The following is a 19,509-nucleotide window of genomic DNA, read 5'->3' on the forward strand; positions in this document are numbered from 1 at the left end:
GAATCTCAGGGCAACAACGCGGCAGCCAGCGGCTGCACCGTCTCCTCGATCTCGTCCGCGACCCGGCTGAAGCACTGGTCGCCCCGGCCCCACGGATCGTCCAGATCGTCGGTGGGCAGCGCGGAGGCGTTCTGCCGGGCCGCGTCGACAGCCGCCACGAGCGCGACGCCGCGCGCGTACACGGCGTCCGGCGTGGGCTCGGCCGGCGGCAGCGCGGCGCGGTCCAGCCCGCCGAGCAGACGGCCGAACTCACCCAGCACGAACGTGCGCGCGGCGGCGTCCGGCCGCAGCGCCACCACGTACTCCTGCTGGTCGGCGGTGGCGGTGAGCACCAGGTCGGCGGCGTCGATCAGGTCCGAGCGCAGCCGCCGGGCGGCGAACCCCTCGGTGTCGCCGCCGCGCGAGAGCACCTGGCGGGCCGCGGGCGGGTTCATCTCCTCGCCCGCGTGCCAGCCGCCGGTGCCGGCGCTGTGGCTGTGCACGAGCGCGTCCGACCCGGCCGGGTCGACGCCGAGGCGGGCCAGCCGCTCCCGGACCGCGAGCAGCAGCAGCCGCTCGGCCATCGGCGACCGGCAGATGTTGCCCATGCAGACGTGCAGGACGGTGAAGGGCGGCACTCAGATCCCCCGCTCGTCGAGGATGCCCGGCACGACCTCCCGCAGCTTCGCCAACGTCACCGCGCCCTCACGCAGCACCCGCGGCACCTCGCCGGTCAGGTCGACGATCGTGCTCGGCACCGGGTCCACCGCCGGCCCGGCCTCCAGGTAGGCCCGCACGCCGTAGCCGAGCTGGTCGCGCGCCTCCTCGGCGGTGAGCGCGGCCGGCTGGCCGACCTTGTTGGCCGACGCGACGGCCATCGGCCCGGTCTCCCGCAGCACCTCCAGCGCCACCGGGTGCAGCGGCATCCGCACCGCCACCGTCCCGCTGGTGTCGCCCAGGTCCCAGGCCAGGCTCGGCGAGTGCTCCACGACGATGGTCAGCGCGCCCGGCCAGAACGCCTCGACCAGGTCGCGGGCCGCGCCGGGCAGCGAGAACACCAGGCCGTCGAGCGTGTGCCGGGAGCCGATGAGCACCGGGGGCGCCTGCCGGGCGCCGCCCTTGGTGTCCGCCAGGGCCTTCACCGCGTACGGCGTGAACGCGTCCGCCCCGATGCCGTAGACCGTGTCGGTCGGCAGGACGACGAGTTCCCCGTTCTTGACCGCCTCGATGGCAGCGGCGATGCCGCGGTCCCGGTCGGCGGGCGACCGACAGTCGTAGAGCATCACGAGGAGTCAGTCTGCCACGCCCGGGCGGTCTCGGCGTGGGTGCCGTCCGCCCGCCGGGACGCGCTCGCCCAGCGGGGCCGCCCGGCCAGGTCCCGGTGCTCCTCGACGCGGTCGTAGCGGCCGTCGCCGCGCAGCAGCGCGGGCACCGCCGCCGCGTGCGTGTCGTCGTGCTCGATCCCGATCGCGCCGCCCGGGCGCAGCAGCTCGGCGGCCCGGCGCACCACCGGGCGGATCACGTCCAGCCCGTCCGCGCCGCCGAACACCGCCTCGTCCGGGTCGTGCCCGGCCACCTCCGGCGGCACCGCCACCGACCTCGGCACGTACGGGGGGTTGCACAGCAGCACGTCGACCCGCCCGGCCAGGCCGGCCAGCAGCTCCGGACCGGTCACGTCGGCGGCCACCACCTCGACCGGCCGGTCCCCGGCGGCAGCCCGGTCGGCCGCGTTGCGCCGCAGCCAGGCCAGCGCGGCCGGGGACCGTTCCACAGCCACCACCCGGGCCGCGGGCACCTCCTGCGCCACCGCCAGGGCGATCGCGCCGGAGCCGCTGCACAGGTCGACCACGAGCGGCGCGGCGTGCTCCCGGGCCCGCTCGATCCCCCACCCGGCCAGCAGCTCGGTCTCCGGCCGCGGCACGAACACGCCCGGCCCGACCGCCAGCTCCAGGTGCCGGAAACCGGCCGAGCCGAGCAGGTGCTGCAACGGCTCCCGGGTCACCCGCCGCCCGACGAGGGCGTCCAGGCGGTCACGCTGCGCCGGGGTGAAACCGTCGGCCAGCGCCAGCCGGCCGCGTGGCACGTCCAGGACGTACGCGGCCAGCTGCTCGGCCTCGGCGCGGGGCGCCTCGACGCCCGCCGCGGCGAGCGCGCGCGCCACCCGGTTGATCACCAGCGAGGCGCGTTCGCGTTCTGTCCCTTCGGACGGGTGTTGCGGGAGTGCGGTCACGCAATAATCATGAGGCGTCGCGGCTCACCTCACGAGCGGGTGCGTCCGGGCGCACACCGCAGGGAGGTCGCGAGTGGGCTGGCTCGACCAGGTCGAGGACCAGGTTGACGCTCTCCGACGCGCACGGTCACTGCAGGAGGCCAGCCGGTCCGCGGAGGCGTGCGTCCTGCTCGACCGCGTCATCCGCACCACCGGCGACCCGTACGCCCGCGCCGACGCGCTCGTGCAGCGCCTGTCCGCGCTGATCAACCTCGGCCGGACCGCCGAGTTCACCCGGGCCGTCGAGGACGCCTCCGCCGCGGTACGCGACCTCGCCGAGCCCTACCTGCACGGGCACCTCAACGCGCTCGCCGCGCTCGCCGCCCACCACCAGGGCGCGCTGGACCGGTGCGTGATGCACCTGGTCCGGGCCGCCCGCGCGCTGGGCGCCGACGACACGCCGGACCGGGACACCGCGTGGGGCTGGCACGACCTCGCGATGGCGTACTCGTACCTGAGCTTCCACGGCCACGCGCTGGGCGCGATCGAGCGGGCCCGCGAGGTGGGGCTCAGCGCCGGCATCCCGGAGGAGACGTTCGCCGCGCCGGGGATCCGGCTGCGCAACGCGGTGGCGCTGGACCACAACGGCGACAGCGACGGCTGCCTGCGGGTGCTGCGCGACGTCGCCGGTGACCTGGCCCGCTTCCTGCGCGGCGGGCGGGCCGGCAACCTGCGCCCCAGCAGCCTCGCCGCGTACGGCTACGCGGCCGCCCGGCGGGCCGCGCTCGGCGACCGGGTGGAGTCCGCCGGGGACGCCGACCCGAAACGGCTGCTCGGCCACGGCGGCGACAGCGCCCGCGCCCGCGACCTGCGCCAGCTCGGTCAGGTCTGCCTGGCCGTCGCCGCCAACCGCCCGATCGAGGCGGTCACCCGGCTGGACGCGCTCCAGGTCTCCGACGAGACGCTCGGCGCGGCCGAGGCACCCCGGCTGCGCAGCGTCGCGCTGGCCCGGGCCGGCGACCACGCGGGCGCGCACCGGGCCGACCGGCACGCGTTCCGGCTGGCCGCGCGGCGCAGCGACCGGCTGCGGGACGTCTACATCGACGGCATCGCCGCCCGGATCGACCACGAGGAGATGCGCCGCGAGGCGGCCCGGTACGAGGGCGAGGCGCTCACCGACCCGCTCACCGGCCTGCCCAACCGGCGCCGGCTGGAGCGCTACCTGGGGGCCGTGGTGTCCCGGGGCGAGCGCGTGGTGATCGGCGTCTGCGACCTCGACGGGTTCAAGGCGGTGAACACCCGCCACGGCCACCACTCCGGCGACCTGGTGCTGCAACGGGTCGCCGGGGTGATCAACCGGGTGATGCGGCGGGGCGACTTCGTGGCCCGCTACGGCGGCGACGAGTTCGTCGTGGTGCTGCCCGACACCGTCATGCCGGAGGCGGTCGAGGTGGCCCGGCGGATCGAGGCCGCCGTCCGCACCGAGGACTGGGAGTCCCTGGTCCCGGGCACGCCGGTCGGGGTGACGATCGGTTTCGCCGAGGTCGACGGCAGCACCACTGTCAGCGTCCGGGAGGCGCTCGGCACCGCGTTCGAGCTGGCCGACCGGGAGATGCTGCGCGCCAAGGCGCGACCACGCGCGAGCTGAGCGGTAAGGAAGGGCCCCCTGTTAACGCCTCCGGTAGAGGAAGGACCCCCTGTTAACACCCAACGGTCAGCGGCGGGACAGCTCCGTCTCGCCGGCCAGGCGGGCCGCGCGGTCCGCCTCGGCCAGCGCGTCGAGCACCCCGTCCAGCTCGCCGGCCAGCGCCAGGTCCAGGTTGTACGCGGTGTAGCCGATGCGGTGGTCGGTGATCCGGTTCTGCGGGAAGTTGTAGGTGCGGATCCGCTCGGACCGGTCCACGGTGCGGACCTGCGCCTTGCGGGCGTCCGACGCCGCCGCGTCGGCCTGCTCCTGGGCCGCGGCGAGCAGGCGGGCCCGCAGGATGCGCATGGCCTGCTCGCGGTTCTGCAGCTGCGACTTCTCGTTCTGGCAGGACACCACGATGCCGGTCGGCACGTGGGTGATCCGTACCGCCGAGTCGGTGGTGTTCACCGACTGCCCGCCGGGGCCGGACGAGCGGAACACGTCGATGCGCAGCTCGTTCGGGTCGATGGTGACGTCAACGTCCTCCGCCTCGGGCAGCACCAGCACGCCGGCGGCGCTGGTGTGGATCCGGCCCTGCGACTCGGTCACCGGGACGCGCTGCACCCGGTGCACGCCGCCCTCCCACTTGAGCCGGGACCAGACCCCGTTGCCGCCCTCCGGCACGCCCTTGCTCTTGATCGCCAGCGACACGTCCTTGACGCCGCCGAGGTCGGAGTCCTGGGCGTCGATCACCTCGGTGACCCAGCCGTGCCGCTCGGCGTACCTGGTGTACATCCGCAGCAGGTCCCCCGCGAACAGCGCCGACTCCTCGCCGCCCTCGCCGGCCTTGATCTCGACGATCACGTCCTTGGCGTCGTGCGGGTCGCGCGGGATGAGCAGTTCCGCGAGCCGTTCCTCGAGCGCCGGCAGGGAGGCGGCGATGGCCTCCGCCTCGGTGGCGAACGTCGGGTCCTCGGCGGCCAGCTCGCGCGCGGCGGCCAGGTCGGCGCGGGCCTGCTCCAGCTCGCCGGCCGCCTTGTGCAGCGGGACCAGTTCGGCGTACCGGCGGCCGACCCGCCGGGCGGTGCCCTGGTCGGCGTGGATGGCCGGGTCGGCCAGCCGCCGCTCCAGCTCGGCGTACTCGTCGAGGAGGGCGGCCAGGCGCTCACTGCTCATGCTGCGGATGCTCCTTGGGTGTGAAAACCGGCGCAAACGGACGAACGCCCGTGCCCGGCAGGAGCCGGACACGGGCGTCGTCGACGGAGCTACTTGGCCTTCTTGCCCTGAACCTTGGCGTACTTCTGCTGGAACTTCGCGACCCGACCGGCGGTGTCCAGCACGCGCTGCTTACCGGTGTAGAACGGGTGGCAGGCGCTGCAGGTCTCGACGCTGATGGCGCCGCCCTTGGCGGTGCTGCGGGTCGTGAAGGTGTTGCCGCAGGAGCAGCGGACCTCGGTGGTCACGTACTCCGGGTGGATGTTGGGCTTCATGTCGCCTCGGTCCTTTCGTCGGTGGTCGCCGGGTCGCCGTCGATGCTCCCCGTCGTCCGCGACGGGCTCGGGCGTGAACCGGAACCGGTGGCCGATTGACCAGTCTGCCACGGGCGTCTTCCACCCGGCACAGGAGGTCCGCCACCCGCAACGCCCGCCCACACTCCCGCATTCCCACCCCCACGCCCCCCACCCTGCTGATCATGAACTTGGCGGCAATTCCTGTCACTTTTGTCCAGGTCAACTTCATGATCAACGGAGCGGAGCGGCGGAGCGAGGCGGGGGCGGGGGCGGGGGCCGGGGGCGGGGAGGGCGGGGCTCCTCCCCCAGGATGAGGAGCCCCGGCCTCCGGGTCAGGCGGCGGGGGCGCGGACCGCGGCGGCCGTGGTGACAGTCGTCTCGGCCTTCACGCCGTTGACGGTCACCGCCAGCAGCACCTGCGCCCCCGGGCGCAGCGCGGTCAGCCGGCCGGTGGCCGGGTCGAACCGGGCCACGTGCCACGGCCGTACGCCCGTCGCGCCGCCGATGTGCAGGTTCGGCGAACCGGACCAGTCGGCGCTGACCGGCGCCGCCACCGGCACCTGCCGGCCGCTGGGCTGGGTGAGCGTGGCCGTGACGTCCACCGGCGAACCCTGGCGCACCTGCGCGGGCGCGGTCAGCGCGAGCCGGTCGACGTGGGCGTGCATCTCCGCGCTCACCCACGTCGGGCCCTCGGCCAGCGGGTCGCGGCGGGCCCGCTCGGCCTCCCCCGGCGTCACCGGGTCCACCCCGAACTCGGTCCAACCGGTGAACCCGCCGAGCGCCGCCGGGGTGGACGGGTCCTTGCCCGAGTTGCCGTTGATCACGTACGGCACGCCGTCCACCCGGTCGGCATGGAACGTGCCGACGTGCCCGTTGACCATCAGCGCGCCCTTGCCGGTGCGGTGCTGGAAGTCGGCCAGCCACTGCTCGACCAGCGCCGCCTCCTTCCGGTCGCCGAGCTGGCTGGCCTTGGCCGGGCTCGGGTCGCGCGGCGGGTGGTGGAACAGCACCGCCACCGAGCCCACCGAGCGGTCGCCGGCGGCCTGGTCGAGCGTCCGGCGCAGCAGCTCCACCTGGTCGAACCCGCCGCCGCGCAGCGAGCCGGTGGCCGTGCTGAGCGTGAGGAACCGGGTGCCCCGGTGGTCGAAGACGCGCGAGGTGTCCCCGAAGACGCTGCGGAAGTTGTCGATCGGCGCGCCCATGATCTCGTGGTTGCCCGGCACGTAGTGATACGGCACCTCGCCGCCCAGCTCCTCGTCCAGGATGCGCTTGGCCAGCGCGAAGTCGGCCGGGTAGGCGGTGTCCACGAAGTCGCCGTTGATGATCAGGAAGTCCGGCCGGGCGGCGCGGACCTCGCGCAGCGTACGGCGGGCCTGGGCGACCAGGTCGCTGTCCGGGTTCGCGGCGACGAACTGGGCGTCGGAGAGCACCGCGAAGCGCCAGGGCGCCCCGTCCACAGTGCCGTCGCGCAGCACCACCCGGTCGGTGCGGTTCGGCTCGGGCGGCGCCTGCACGTCCGGCGGCACCCGGGCCACCAGGTCGTCGATCACGACCTCGCTGCGGTACTGCTTGGCCGGGTCGGTCTCGGCCACGTAGAACCGGCGCACCCGCACCGGGTACTGCACGCCCGGCGGTACGGCGAACTCGACGTAGCGCCAGCCGGTCCAGTCCAGGTACGGGCCGCGCAGCACGAACTGGGTGTCCTGCGCGTCGTGCAGGTGCAGGCTGGGCCACTCGCCGGTGCCGTTGGCCTTGATCCACATGCCGAACGCCTGCGGCTGGCCCGGTACGTCGATCCACGCGGGCGGGTCGGCGTACGCGGCGCGGGTGCCGGTGGACTGGCTGAAGTCGTACGACATCCGCAGCCCGCTCCCGGTGTGCCCCTCGGCCGGTGCGACCGACCCGGAGGCGCGGGCCTGGCTGAACTTCCAGGACGCCGCGTCGTCGAACCCGGCCACCGGCACGTCGGTGAGCCCGACGGTCACCGGCAGGACCGTGCTGTGGTTGCCGACCCGTGCGGTGACCAGCGCCGAGCCGGTCGCGGCGAGCGCTTTGACGGACAGGTTGCCGTCGGCGGTGGGGGTGACGGAGAGCAGGTCCCTGTCGTACTCCAGCTTCAGGTCGGCCGGCTCGATCGGCGCGGTGTTGCCCTCGGCGTCGTAGCCGACCACGCCGAACAGGCCGCTGTCACCGGCGCGGTCCAGGCCGACCCGGTCGACGGTGCCGTCGATCCGCTGCAGCGGGCCGAGCACCGTCAGCTCGATGGTGCCGCGGGCCCGGCCGCGGGCGGCGGTGACGGTGCTGCGGCCGGGGAGGGCGGCCCGGAACACGCCGTCGCCGTCGACCCGTCCGTGGGTGGCGTGCCAGCGCGGCTCGCCGGCGGCTGGGCCGTACGTCTCGTCGTATCCGGCGGCGGTGAGCCGGCGGGTGAGGCCGGGGAAGACCCGGTCCGGCCGGCCGCCGCGCACCGGTGCGACGCCCGGCGCGGCGGTCGGGTCGCTGGCGGTCTCCAGCCAGTAGCCGGTGAGCCGGCCGCTGCCCTTCGGCGCGTAGACGGCGAGCCCGTTCGGTACCGGCCGCTCGCTGCCGTCGGACGGGCTGTTCTCCACCTGGACCGTGGCCGCGCCCGGCTCCCGGGCGAGCAGCGTGGAGGAGCCGCCGCCGTCGAGGTTGAGCGCGTTCGCGGCGCCCAGCTCGGCCATCATGCGGCCCATCTCGGTCTGCGTGACGCCACGGCTGTCCACCTGCCGGCCGTCCACCGTCATCATGATCATCTTGCGTCCGTCGGCGGAGAAACCGACAGCGGTGCGCGGGGCCAGCGACGCGTCGGCGATGGTCTGCACCACGCCGTCGCGGACCAGCACGTTGCCGCCGCCCACGGCGGCGCGCAGGTCACCGCCGTCGGAGGCCCGCGGCCGCCAGGTCACGTCCACCGCGTCGCCGGGCCGCAGCGCGGCGAGCGCGTCGGCACCGGCCTCGCGGCCCAGCAGCACGGTGCTGCCGGCCGGGATCGGCCCCTCGCCCGCCGTGGTGGCCACGCTCGCCACCCGGCCGCCGGTCAGCGTCACCTCGACCGTCCGGGCCGCGCCCTCCACGGCCCGCTTGCGGGTGTACGACCCCCAGAGCGGCGTGAACACGCCCACGCCGTCGCGCTGCACCATGTTGTTGAACTGGGTGAGCGGCACCGGGCCGGCGGGCAGCGTCGCGGCGCCCTCGAAGCCGACCTCGACCACCCGGCCGATGCCCTGGGCGCTGATCCCGACGGCGTTGGGGTGCCCGGCGATCGGCGACTGCACCAGCTCGCCGGAGCGGATGCCGACGCCCTGGGCGGCGCCGGAGTTGTTGATGTCGAAGAAGTCTCCGTTGACCGCCGCGACCGCGCGGGACCGGTCCACCGCGGCGCGCAGCGGCTCGTCCCTGGTCACCTCGCCGGAGTTCACGTAGTCCACCGTCAGCCCGCCGCCCAGGTCGGCGGTGAGCGCGTCGGCGCGCAGCCAGCCGGCCGCGTCGTACCTGTCGAAGGAGGTCAGGCTCAGGCCGGGCGCGACCGGCCGGGTGCTCTTGGCGGTCTCCAGGCCGCCGGCCGGCTCCAGACCGGCGAGCGCGACGGCGGGGTCGGGGCGGGACGAGGCGCGTGGCGCGTCCTCGGCGGCGGTGGCGGCCGGCGGCGCGACGGGCGACGGCCCGGCGGCCGTCGCGGCGGACGGCGTCGGCGCGGTGATGGTCAGCAACGGCGTCAGCAGCAGGACGCCGGCGAGGCGGGCGGGTCGACTGCGGGTTCGCATGGACGACAGTCAACCCGACGATGAACAGAAGTTTCAATACCTAGCGACTGAACCGTAGGAAAACTTCACCATCGGCGGTGCCTGGTACGCGACGAGGGGCACGGCCGCGTTCGGCCGTGCCCCTCGTTCGTCGGATCCGTCAGCTCACTCGCCCGGAGTGGACTTCGCGATCTGCATCAGGAACTCGATGTTGGTGCGGGACTGCTTGAGCCGGTCCAGCAGGAGGTCGAGCGCCGCCTGCGAGTCCAGCGAGTGCAGCACCTTGCGGAGCTTGTGGATGATCGCCAGTTCCTCCGGCGCGAGCAGGACCTCCTCCTTGCGGGTGCCGGAGGGGTTGATGTCGATCGCCGGGAAGACACGCTTGTCGGCGATCTTCCGGTCCAGCTTCAGCTCGGCGTTACCCGTGCCCTTGAACTCCTCGAAGATGACCGTGTCCGCCATGGACCCGGTCTCCACCAGCGCGGTGGCGAGAATGGTCAGCGAGCCACCGTTCTCGATGTTGCGCGCCGCGCCGAGGAAGCGCTTGGGCGGGTAGAGCGCGGTGGAGTCGATACCACCCGACATGATCCGGCCGCTGGCCGGCGCCGCCAGGTTGTACGACCGGCCGAGCCGGGTCACCGAGTCGAGCAGCACGACCACGTCGTGCCCCAGCTCGACCAGGCGCTTGGCCCGCTCGATCGCCAGCTCCGCCACCGTGGTGTGGTCCTGCGGCGGACGGTCGAACGTGGCCGCGATGACCTCGCCCTTCACCGAGCGCTGCATGTCGGTGACCTCTTCGGGCCGCTCGTCGACCAGCACCACCATCAGGTGGCACTCCGGGTTGTTGCGGGTGATCGCGTTCGCGATCGCCTGCAGCACCATCGTCTTGCCGGCCTTCGGCGGCGACACGATGAGCGCCCGCTGGCCCTTGCCGATCGGCATGACCAGGTCGATCACCCGGGTGGTGAGGATGTGCGGCTCGGTCTCCAGCCGCAGGCGCTCCTGCGGGTAGAGCGGGGTGAGCTTGTAGAACTCCGGCCGGCGCTTCGCCTCGTCCGGCTCCATCCCGTTGATGGTGTCCAGTCGGACCAGCGGGTTGTACTTGTCGCGCCGCTGCTCGCCGTCCCGCGCGGCCCGCACGGCGCCGGTGATCGCGTCACCGCGGCGCAGGCCGTACTTCTTGATCTGGGACATCGAGACGTACACGTCGTTCGGGCCGGCCAGGTAGCCGGTGGTCCGGACGAAGGCGTAGTTGTCGAGCACGTCGATGATGCCGGCGACCGGGACGAGCACGTCGTCCTCGCCGACCTGCGGCTCGCGGCCGCCACCGCTGTCGCCCTCGCCCCGCTCGCCGCGGCCGCGACGACGGTCCCGGAACCGGCTGCGCCGGCCCCGCCGGCCGCCGCCCTCGCCGTCGTCGTCGCCGTCGTTGTCCCGCTCGGCGCGCTGACCACGGTCGTTGCGGTCGCCCCGGTCGTTCCGGTCACCCCGGTCGTTGCGGTCGCCACGGTCGTTCCGGTCGCCCCGGTCGTTGCGCTCGGCGCGCTCGCCCCGGTCGGCACGCTCGTTACGGTCGCCCCGCTCGGCCCGGTCACCCCGGTCGTTGCGGTCGCCCCGGTCGTTGCGGTCGCCGCGCTCGGCCCGGTCGCCGCGCTCGGCCCGGTCGCCGCCACGCTCGGCACGCTCGCCGCCGCGCTCACGGCCCCGGCCCTCGTTGCGCTCACCGCGCTCGGCACGGTCGGTCCGCTCGCCGGTCTCGGCGGGCGCCTCCTCGGCGCGCGGCGTCTCGGCCGGCCGCACCTCGGTCGCCGGCGTCTCGGCCGGGCGGGCCTCGGTGGTCGCGGCCGCAGTCCGGCTGCGGCGACCACGGGTACGGCCCTCGGTCGCCTCGGCGGCGGGCGCCTGCTCGGCGGGGCGCGCCTCGGCCCGCTCCTCACGGACCTCCGCGTGCACCTCCTCACGGGCGGGAGCAGCAGCCGCGGCCGCTACCTCGGCGCGCGGTCGAGGGGTTCCGGCGGCGGCGCCGCCCTGCTGCCGCTCGGTGATGGCACTGATCAGCTCGCCCTTGCGCATGCGGGCCGTACCAGAGATGCCGAGCGACGCGGCCAGGCTCTGGAGCTCCGGCAGCAGCATGGCCGACAGGCCGGTGCCGCTCCGGCGGCGGCGCGTGGGGGCGGCGGTGGTGGCATCGCCAGCGACGTTGGAAACATCCGACGTCACGTCGGTGGTGTCGCTCAATGGATTCCTTCCCTCGATAGGCCGGAGCTGCCCGGAGTCGTGGAGCCAGGTGGCCGGGCGGCCTCGGTGCACCCGCCTCGCATGGACGCGTCGCGGGAGTCTGTGACACAGCAGCCGGTGGTTTCCCGACTCACCACCATCGGTGAGCAGGTCTCGCCGCCTGCGGCGACCTGTGGAAACTGCGGTGCGGCGTGGGCCTTGGGCAGGGGTGACGGGCTGACCGCCGAGAGCTTCGGGGGTGCGCCGAACCGCAGGAAGATCGCATGCTTCGCGGCTGTGCTAGGTCTAGAGCGTAATCAACTCTTCCGACCTGCGGCAACAGGGCCCCGCTCGGCGTGTCAAAGTCTACCCCGGATGACCCGGGCACCGCTGACATCTATCGGCAACTCCCACCGGCGCCAATCTGTTCCCGGCTCAAATCCCACCGGGACCTGGGAAAGCGCCAGCACCGTCGGCCCCGCCCCACTGACCACAGCCGCCACACCAGCCGCACGCAGCGCGCCGACGAGCGCCGCGGTGGCGGGCATCCCGGACGCCCGCTGCTCCTGGTGCAGCCGGTCGACGGTGGCCGGCAGCAGCAGCGCCGGATCGGTGGTCAGCGCGTGCACCAGCAGGGCCGCCCGGCCCGCGTTGAGCGCCGCGTCGGCGTGCGGCACGGTGGCCGGCAGGGCGGCCCGGGCCACCGAGGTCAGGCCCCGCTCGGCGGGTACGAAGACGGTCGGGCGCACGGCCGGCGCCACCGGCAGCGACACCGCCCGCGCGCCGCCCGGCTCCGTCCAGGCGATCGTGAAGCCCCCGAGCAGGCAGGGCGCGACATTGTCCGGATGCCCCTCCAGCTCGGCGGCCAACCGCAGCGCGGCGTCGTCGTCCATCCGCTGCTCGCCGTCTGCAACCAGGGCGCGGGCCGCCAGCACCCCGGCCACGATCGCGGCCGAGGACGAGCCGAGCCCACGCGCCTGGGGAATGCGGTTCTCGCACTCCAGCGCCAGGCCGGCCGGCTGCGCGCCGAGCACGTCGAAGGTGGCCCGCATGGCGGTCACGATCAGGTGCCGCTCGTCCGCCGGCAGCTCACCGGCACCCTCGCCGGTGACCGCCACTCGCACGCCGCCGCCGGTCACCTCGGCCGTGACGTCGTCGTGGCGGCCCAGCGCCAGGCCGAGCGCGTCGAAGCCGGGGCCCAGGTTGGCGCTGGTCGCGGGCACCCGGACCCGGACCGGGCCGGGGAGGAAGGTCGTCGGCACCGGCTCATGCTAGGACGTCACCCCGACAGCCCGGCCGGACCGCCCGGAGCGTGGGACCGGCGTGTCAGCCGGTGCGCTCCGGGGTCGGCGCGTCGACCGGGTCGGTGAGCGAGAGCCGCCGGGTGGCGAACCGCCAGCCGAGCGCGTAGACGACGGTGGCCAGGCCGCAACCGACCAGCACGGTGCGCTCGTCCACCCGGTCCACCACGAGCGCCACGACCAGCTGGCTCACCGCGATGGCGAGCGTGGCCAGCATCATGTCGGTGGCGAAGACCCGGCCGCGCAGCCGGTCCGGCACCTCGCCCTGCAACGCGTAGTTGGACAGCACCCAGTTGCTGCCGCCGCCCAGGTGGGCCAGGAAGACCAGGACCAGCACCAGCGGGAACCAGGACACCACCGACGCGCCCAGATAGGCCAGGCCGTACAGCGACATGGACAGCGCCAGACCGGTAAGCAGCCAGGCCCGGTTGCTGAGCACCCGGCGCATCAGGATCGGACCGACCAGGGCCCCGGCGCCCCGGGCGGCGAAGAGCAGGCCCGCGCCGACCGGGCCGACGCCGTACACGCCGGCGAGCAGCGGGAAGACGGTCAGCACGCCGTTGCCGAGGCCGACCGCCGACTTCACGGTGACCAGCGCGAGCACGCGCGGACGCTGGACGATGTAGCGCAGCGCCTCCCGGATCGCCGCCCACGTGCGCGGCACGGCCGCCGCCGGGTCGCGCGGCGCCTGCAGGGGCCGGCGGATCAGCGCGGCCAGGCCGAACGCGGCGAGCAGGCCCGCGGCGGCCACCCAGAAGCTGGCGTACGGGCCGTACGCGGCGCTCAGGATGCCGCCGAGTGAAGCGCCGACCACTGTCATGGTGCCCCAGGCCGAGCCGGCGACCGCGTTCGCCGCCGCCAGGTCCGCCGGGTCGACCACGTTGGGCAGCGCGGCCTGGGCGGCCGGCGAGTAGAAGGCCTTCGCCACCGCCACCAGCGCGATCGCCGCCAGCGCCAGCCAGGCCGTGCCGGCGCCGCGCACACCGAGCAGCAGCAGGACACCGGCCAGGGCCGCGATGTTCGCCGCCATCATCACCTTGCGGCGGTCGAACCGGTCGGCCACGGTCCCGGCGTACGGCAGCAGCAACGCGGTGGTGCCGGTGTCCACGGCCAGCACCAGCGCGCCCCACACCCCGCTGCCGGTCAGCTCCGGCAGCAGCACCAGCAGCGGCACCATGACGAACCAGTCCGCGCCGAACACGACCAGCTCGGCGATGAACAGATGGCGGAAGTCGCGGTTGCGGACGAGGACGGAGAGGGTGGGCGACACGCGGGCACCCTATCGGGCCGCTCCCCCACCGGCAGCTCGGCGCAGCAGGTCGGAGACCGTGACGAAGGTGTATCCCCGGGCCCGCAACCCGTCGATCATGTCGGGCAGGCCGCGGAGCGCGACCAGCCGCCGGTCGTCGCCCACGTCGTGCCCGAGCACGATCGTGCCGGGGCGCACGTCGGCCACGATCCGCCGGGCGTGCCCGGCCGGGTCGTGCGGGAACTCGCTCTCGACCATCTGCAGCGTCCACAGCACCAGCCGGTAGTCCAGCCGGGCCGAGGCGTACAGCACCGCGCCGCCCAGATGTCCCCAGGGCGGGCGGAGCAGTCGCGGGGACGATCCGGTGGCCGCGGTGATCGCGTCGTGGCTGCGGCGCAGGTCGTCGTAGACCGTCGCGGCGTCCATCCGGGCCAGGTCGCGGTGCGCCCAGCTGTGGTTGCCGACCTCGTGGCCGTCCATCCGGTCCCGGACCAGCGGGGCGTGCCGGCGCGCCCGCTCACCGACCAGGAAGAAGGTGGCCGGCACCCGGTGCTCGGCCAGCGTGTCCAGCACCATCGGGGTCCACTGTGGGCGGGGGCCGTCGTCGAAGGTGAGCGCCACCAGGGGTTCGTCGGTGCGTACGCCCCAGACGACCTGGACCCCGCCGCGACCGACGTCCTGGTGGCGGTTGCCGAGCGTGGCGCTGGCCGGGCCGCCCGCCAGCGGGAGGCGGCGGTCGGCCACCCAGGTGCTCTCCACGGTGGCGGCGGAGCCGAGCGCGGCGCCGCCCAACAGCAGCGCGGACCGGCGCAGCACGGTACGTCGATTCCACTGGCCCGCGACCCCCATCGCGCCCCCGCACCGAAAGTAGGCATCAGCTCACCGAGCGTACCGCCGGATGCGCTTCTGGTGTGTCCCGTGCGTCGAGGTGTCGGGAGGGGCCGCGCGGGCCCCTCCCGACCCGTCACTCGGTGGGGGGAAGCGGGGAACGGCGGCTCTTGGGCAGGCGGAGCACCTCGAACTGGTCCGTACCGTCGATCAGCGCGCCCGACGGGCGGGCCGGTGGCGGCGCGACCTGAGCCCGCTCCTCGACGCGCTCCTCGCCGCCGCCGACCGGCACCGGCACCGGATCGGCCGCCGGCTCCGGCTCGACCGGCGCCGCCGCGCCCCGGCGCCGGGCCCGGAACGAGCCCTTGGTGTGCTCCACCATCGTGTAGAGCGTCGGCACCAGCACCAGCGTCAACAACGTCGAGCTGAGCAGGCCGCCGATCACCACGATCGCCAGCGGCTTGGAGATGAAGCCGCCCTCACCGGTCAGGCCGAGCGCCATCGGCAGCAACGCGAAGATCGTCGCGACGGCTGTCATCAGGATCGGCCGCAGCCGGCGCCGGCCGCCCTCCACCACGGCCTCGGTCACGTCCATGCCCTGCGCCCGGTACTGGTTGATCAGATCCAGCAGCACGATCGCGTTCGTCACCACGATGCCGACGAGCATGAGCACGCCGATCAGCGCCGGCACGCCCAGCGGCGTCCCGGTGACCAGCAGCAGCCCGATCGCCCCGGTCGCCGCGAACGGCACCGAGATCAGCAGGATCAGCGCCTGGGTGAGGCTGCGGAACGTGGCCACCATGATCAGGAAGACGATCGCGATGGCGGCCAGCACCGCGAGCCCGAGGTCCGCGAACGCGTCCGCCTGGTCGGCGCTGACGCCGCCGATCTCGTACGTGGCGCCCGGCACGTCCAGCGCGTCCAGCCGCTTCTGCAGCTCCTGCGTGGTGGCGCCGAGGTTCGAGCCGGTCGCCGTGCCGGTGACCGAGACGCTGCGCTCGCCGTCGATCCGGGTCACCTGCTGCGGACCCTCGACCTGGTTGACGTCCGCGATCGCGTCCAGCGGCACCGCGCCGACCGGCAGTGCCCGCAGCTCCGCCACGGTCAGCGGCGGCCGGGCGCCGCTGCTCAGGACCACGGTCTGGGCCGTGCCGTCGAGCGTGACCTGGCCCAGCGGCGCACCCCGGTACACCTGCGCGACGAGCTGCCCGACGGCCGCCTCGGTGAGCCCGGCGCGGGCCGCGGCGACCCGGTCCACAGTCACCTCGACGCGGGGCACCCGCGTGGCCAGGCTGCTGGTGACGTCCTCCACGCCCGGCGTGTCGGCCATCGCGGCACGTACCGCCTCGGCCGCCCGGGTCAGCGTCTCCTGGTCGGCGGCCTGCACCACCACCTCGACCTGGTTGGCCGAGGCGTTCTGCCCGCCGCCGAACGTCAGCTCGCCCACCTCCGGGCCGAGCGCGTCGAACTCCTTGCGCAGACCCTGGCGTACCGTCGCGGCGTCGGTGTCGTCGGAGAGCGACAGCGACCAGGTGGCCCGGTCGCTGCCGCCGCCGGCGAACGGGTTGTCGCCACCACCGGCGCTGACCTGGTAGGTCTCCACCCCGGGGGTACGCCGCAGCACCTCCTCGATCCGCGCGGCGGCCCGGTCGGTGCCGGCGAGCGAGGTGCCGGCCGGCATCTCCTGCCGGATGGCGAGCGTGTCCTGGCCCGAGTCGTCCAGGAAGTTCGTCTCCAGCTTCTGTGCCAGCCCGAACGTGCCCAGGAGCACCAGCAGGCCCAGGCCGACGGTCGCCCACCGGGTCTTCCGGGAGCGGGTGGCGAAGTCGATCACCGGCAGGTACGCCCGCTGCAGCGGGTTGCGCAGCTCCTTCTCCTCGGCCTCCCGCCGGGCCGCGGCGTCGTCGGCGCCGCCGCGCGGCCGCAGGAACCAGTACGCCAGCACCGGGATGACAGTGAGCGACACCAGCAGCGAGGCGAGCAGCGCCACCGTCACGGTGATCGCGAACGGGGCGAAGAGCTGCCCGACGAAGCCGCCCACCAGGGCGATCGGCGCGAACACGGCGACAGTGGTGAGCGTGGACGCGGTCACCGCGCCGGCCACCTCGCGGACCGCGGTGAGAATCGCGTCCCGCTTCGGCTCGCCGTACTCCAGGTGCCGTTTGATGTTCTCCAGCACCACGATGGAGTCGTCCACCACCCGGCCCACCGCGATGGTCAGCGCGCCCAGGGTGAGCAGGTTGAGCGAGTAGTCGCCGGACCAGAGCACGATCAGCGCGACCAGCACCGACAGCGGGATGGACACCGCGGTGACCACCGTGGAACGCACCGACAGCAGGAACACCAGGATCACCACGACCGCCATGACCAGGCCCAGCAGGCCCTCGGTGGTCAGGCTCTCGATGGACTTCTCGACGAACGGTGCCTGGTCGAAGACCACTGTCAGCTCGGCGCCCGCGGCGTCACCCAGCTCGTCCAGCCGGTCCCGGATCTCGTGCGAGATCTCCACCGCGTTGCCGTCCGGAGCGGCCGTCACCGCGATTCCCAGGCTGGGCTTGCCGTTGGTACGGGTCAACGAGGTCGCCGGGGCGAGCTGCTGCTCCACCGCTGCGACGTCGCCGAGGCGTACCGGGGCGGCGGGCGCCGTGGTGAGCACGATGCCGCGCAGGTCGTCGAGCGTACGGATCGGCGTGCCCACCTGCACCGGCAGCGACCGGTCGCCGTCGGCGAGCGCGCCCGCCGGCACCGCCACACCGTTGCTCTTGAGCGCCGACGCGATGGCGGTCGGCGCCACCCGGGCGGCGGCGAGCTTCGCCGGGTCCGGCGTGATCGTCACGATCTGGTCCCGGGCGCCGGTGACGTCCACCGACCGGACGCCGTCCAGCGCCTCCAGCTCCGGCACGACGGCGGTACGCAGCTTCTCGGCCAGCGCCCGCTCGTCGCCGTCACCGGTCGCGGCGACCACCACGGCGGGCAGGTCGTCGGTGCTGCCGGCGATCACCTGCGGGTCGACGCCCTCGGGCAACTGGGCGTCGATCCGGTTGAGCGCGGTCTCCATCTTGTTGACCACGTCGTCCAGGTCGGTGCCGAACTCGTACTGCACCTGGACCGTGGCCGAGCCCTCGCGCGAGGTCGAGGTGACCGTGTCCAGGCCCGGTATGCCCTTGAGGCTGTTCTCGATCGGCTCGGCGACCTGGGCTTCGACGATCTCCGGCGCGGCGCCCGGGTACGTCGCCACGATGAACGCGGCGGGAAACTCCAGCGACGGCAGGAGCTGCTGCTTCAGCGACGGCACGGCGAACAGCCCGAACGCCGTCGTCACCAACGCGACGAGGGCGATCAGGCCCCGGTTGGCGAGACTGAATCTGGCGAGCAGCGACATCGGCGTTACTCACTCCTGAAGAGGGGGTTTGCGGGGCCCTGAGTCTGCCGCACGGCCCGACACTCCCGGCATCCGCCCCAGCCGATGACATTGCCGTGCTTGAGGGTCGCCCGCGCCCGCCTTGATCGACTCCACTTCGCCGAAGTGGTTGCATCCCACCCCCTCCGATCCCGCCACCTCCCCGAACTGGTGTCGATCAAGGACGGGGATACCGCCACCTCCCCGAACTGGCATGGGTCGAGCGCGGAGGGCGCCGGCCGGTCCGGGAACACCGCGGGAGACGGAGGGATCAGACCAGGTCGAGGGAGCGCGCGGCGGCCAGCGCGTCGTTGGCGATCGTCACCGGCGCGGGCGCGGTCGAGATGGCCCACTCCGGGTCCTTCAGACCGTGCCCGGTGACCGTGCAGACCACCCGCGACCCGGCCGGCACCTTGCCGGCGGCGGCCTGCTGGAGCAGACCGGCGACGCTGGCCGCGCTGCCCAGCTCCACGAAGACGCCCACCTCGCGGGCCAGCAGCCGGTACGCCGACAGGATCTCCCGGTCGGTGACGGCGGAGATCAGGCCGCCGGAGGCGTCCCGCGCGTCGAGGGCCTTGGTCCAGCTCGCCGGGTTGCCGATCCGGATGGCGGTGGCGATCGTGGACGGCTCCGGCACCACCTGGCCGGTGACGATGGGGGCCGCGCCGGCGGCCTGGAAGCCGTACATCCGGGGGGCCTTCGTGGCGTTGCCGTCGCGCAGGTCCTCGGAGTAGCCCATCCAGTACGCGGTGATGTTGCCGGCGTTGCCGACCGGCAGGCAGTGGATGTCGGGCGCGTCGCCGAGCGCCTCGACGATCTCGAAGGCGGCGGTCTTCTGGCCGTGCAGCCGGTCGATGTTGACGGAGTTGACCAGCGCGACCGGGTAGTCCTGGGCGAGCTTGCCGGCCAGCCCGAGGCAGTCGTCGAAGTTGCCCTGCACCTGGAGCAGCTTCGCGCCGTGCACGAGCGCCTGGGCCAGCTTGCCCAGCGCGATCTTGCCCTGCGGCACCAGCACCGCGCAGGTGATCCCGGCGCGGGCCGCGTACGCGGCGGCGGAAGCGCTGGTGTTGCCGGTGGACGCGCAGATGATCGCCTTGTCACCGGCCTCGACGGCCTTGGAGACGGCGACCGTCATGCCCCGGTCCTTGAACGAGCCGGTCGGGTTGGCCCCTTCGACCTTGAGCCAGACGTCCGCGCCGACCCGGGCGGAGAGCACCGGTGCCGGCAGCAGCGGCGTGTTGCCCTCGTGCAGGGTGACGACGGGAGTCGCGTCGGTGACCGGCAGCCGGTCCCGGTACGCCTCGATCAGTCCCCGCCACATGTCGCGCTCCTCGCCTCTGTCGCCCCGCTCCGGGGCCTGCCAACAGCGTGGACCAGCCTGCCCGGCCGGCCACCGGCACACCCTGCCTTAACCATCAGGCGGG

General features: G+C 74.1%; 13 protein-coding genes. 1 reads left to right on the forward strand and 12 read right to left on the reverse strand.

The genetic code is table 11. The annotated features are described in order from the left end of the window. Positions 1 to 5: 5 nt before the first annotated feature. The 3 genes from A4R25_RS21165 to prmC are packed head-to-tail and all read right to left on the reverse strand — an operon-like array spanning position 6 to position 2,152. Positions 6 to 617, reverse strand: coding sequence for a phosphotyrosine protein phosphatase (locus tag A4R25_RS21165; RefSeq protein WP_043328639.1), 612 nt, complete (start codon positions 615 to 617; stop codon positions 6 to 8). Next, positions 618 to 1,262, reverse strand: a complete 645-nt coding sequence (locus A4R25_RS21170) for an L-threonylcarbamoyladenylate synthase (protein ID WP_043330966.1) — start codon at positions 1,260 to 1,262, stop codon at positions 618 to 620. After that, entirely contained in the window at positions 1,262 to 2,152 is an 891-nt protein-coding gene (gene prmC / locus A4R25_RS21175) for a peptide chain release factor N(5)-glutamine methyltransferase (protein ID WP_043328636.1), read from the reverse strand. The genes A4R25_RS21170 and prmC overlap by 1 nt, the downstream gene beginning before the upstream one ends. 130 nt (positions 2,153 to 2,282) lie before the next feature. Here prmC and A4R25_RS21180 point away from each other — a divergent pair, with 130 nt between their 5' ends. Continuing rightward, on the forward strand, positions 2,283 to 3,836 hold the full coding sequence (locus tag A4R25_RS21180; protein WP_064447839.1) for a diguanylate cyclase: 1,554 nt from the start codon (positions 2,283 to 2,285) through the stop codon (positions 3,834 to 3,836). A 66-nt stretch (positions 3,837 to 3,902) separates the two neighbouring features. On the opposite strand, the gene prfA is transcribed toward A4R25_RS21180, so the two are convergent. The 9 genes from prfA to thrC form a co-directional block, all read right to left on the reverse strand. Then, on the reverse strand, positions 3,903 to 4,991 hold the full coding sequence (gene prfA, locus A4R25_RS21185; RefSeq protein WP_064447840.1) for a peptide chain release factor 1: 1,089 nt from the start codon (positions 4,989 to 4,991) through the stop codon (positions 3,903 to 3,905). Between the two features lie 89 nt (positions 4,992 to 5,080). Further along, complete coding sequence (rpmE, locus tag A4R25_RS21190; RefSeq protein WP_030504744.1) at positions 5,081 to 5,305, reverse strand: 50S ribosomal protein L31; 225 nt, start codon at positions 5,303 to 5,305, stop codon at positions 5,081 to 5,083. Positions 5,306 to 5,658: 353 nt separating this feature from the next. Continuing rightward, positions 5,659 to 9,111, reverse strand: coding sequence for a phosphodiester glycosidase family protein (locus tag A4R25_RS21195; protein WP_064447841.1), 3,453 nt, complete (start codon positions 9,109 to 9,111; stop codon positions 5,659 to 5,661). A 144-nt stretch (positions 9,112 to 9,255) separates the two neighbouring features. Further along, positions 9,256 to 11,328, reverse strand: a complete 2,073-nt coding sequence (gene rho / locus A4R25_RS21200; RefSeq protein WP_064447842.1) for a transcription termination factor Rho — start codon at positions 11,326 to 11,328, stop codon at positions 9,256 to 9,258. Positions 11,329 to 11,666: 338 nt separating this feature from the next. Further along, positions 11,667 to 12,569, reverse strand: coding sequence for a homoserine kinase (thrB, locus tag A4R25_RS21205; RefSeq protein ID WP_064447843.1), 903 nt, complete (start codon positions 12,567 to 12,569; stop codon positions 11,667 to 11,669). A 64-nt stretch (positions 12,570 to 12,633) separates the two neighbouring features. Then, on the reverse strand, positions 12,634 to 13,878 hold the full coding sequence (locus A4R25_RS21210) for an MFS transporter (protein WP_043328629.1): 1,245 nt from the start codon (positions 13,876 to 13,878) through the stop codon (positions 12,634 to 12,636). A 9-nt stretch (positions 13,879 to 13,887) separates the two neighbouring features. Next, positions 13,888 to 14,706 carry a polysaccharide deacetylase family protein gene (locus A4R25_RS21215; protein ID WP_064447844.1) on the reverse strand — a complete coding sequence of 273 codons (819 nt, stop codon included), beginning with the start codon at positions 14,704 to 14,706 and terminating at the stop codon, positions 13,888 to 13,890. Positions 14,707 to 14,821: 115 nt separating this feature from the next. Next, a complete protein-coding gene (locus A4R25_RS21220) occupies positions 14,822 to 18,067 on the reverse strand; it encodes an efflux RND transporter permease subunit (RefSeq protein WP_064447845.1) in 3,246 nt (1,081 codons plus the stop codon). A 289-nt stretch (positions 18,068 to 18,356) separates the two neighbouring features. Beyond that, positions 18,357 to 19,406: a threonine synthase gene (thrC, locus tag A4R25_RS21225; RefSeq protein ID WP_043328624.1), complete on the reverse strand. Its 1,050-nt coding sequence runs from the start codon at positions 19,404 to 19,406 to the stop codon at positions 18,357 to 18,359. Positions 19,407 to 19,509 lie beyond the last annotated feature (103 nt).

Source organism: Micromonospora sp. NBRC 110037, from assembly GCF_001652995.1.
GTDB classification, from domain to species: domain Bacteria; phylum Actinomycetota; class Actinomycetes; order Mycobacteriales; family Micromonosporaceae; genus Micromonospora; species Micromonospora chalcea.

What these genes read in the sequence shown, in the direction of transcription:
- A4R25_RS21170 (WP_043330966.1), bottom strand. Translation starts at nt 1,262, where the DNA reads ATGCTCTACGACTGTCGGTCGCCCGCCGACCGGGACCGCGGCATCGCC.
- prfA (WP_064447840.1), bottom strand. Translation starts at nt 4,991, where the DNA reads ATGAGCAGTGAGCGCCTGGCCGCCCTCCTCGACGAGTACGCCGAGCTG.
- rpmE (WP_030504744.1), bottom strand. Translation starts at nt 5,305, where the DNA reads ATGAAGCCCAACATCCACCCGGAGTACGTGACCACCGAGGTCCGCTGC.
- A4R25_RS21195 (WP_064447841.1), bottom strand. Translation starts at nt 9,111, where the DNA reads ATGCGAACCCGCAGTCGACCCGCCCGCCTCGCCGGCGTCCTGCTGCTG.
- A4R25_RS21215 (WP_064447844.1), bottom strand. Translation starts at nt 14,706, where the DNA reads ATGGGGGTCGCGGGCCAGTGGAATCGACGTACCGTGCTGCGCCGGTCC.
- A4R25_RS21220 (WP_064447845.1), bottom strand. Translation starts at nt 18,067, where the DNA reads ATGTCGCTGCTCGCCAGATTCAGTCTCGCCAACCGGGGCCTGATCGCC.
- thrC (WP_043328624.1), bottom strand. Translation starts at nt 19,406, where the DNA reads ATGTGGCGGGGACTGATCGAGGCGTACCGGGACCGGCTGCCGGTCACC.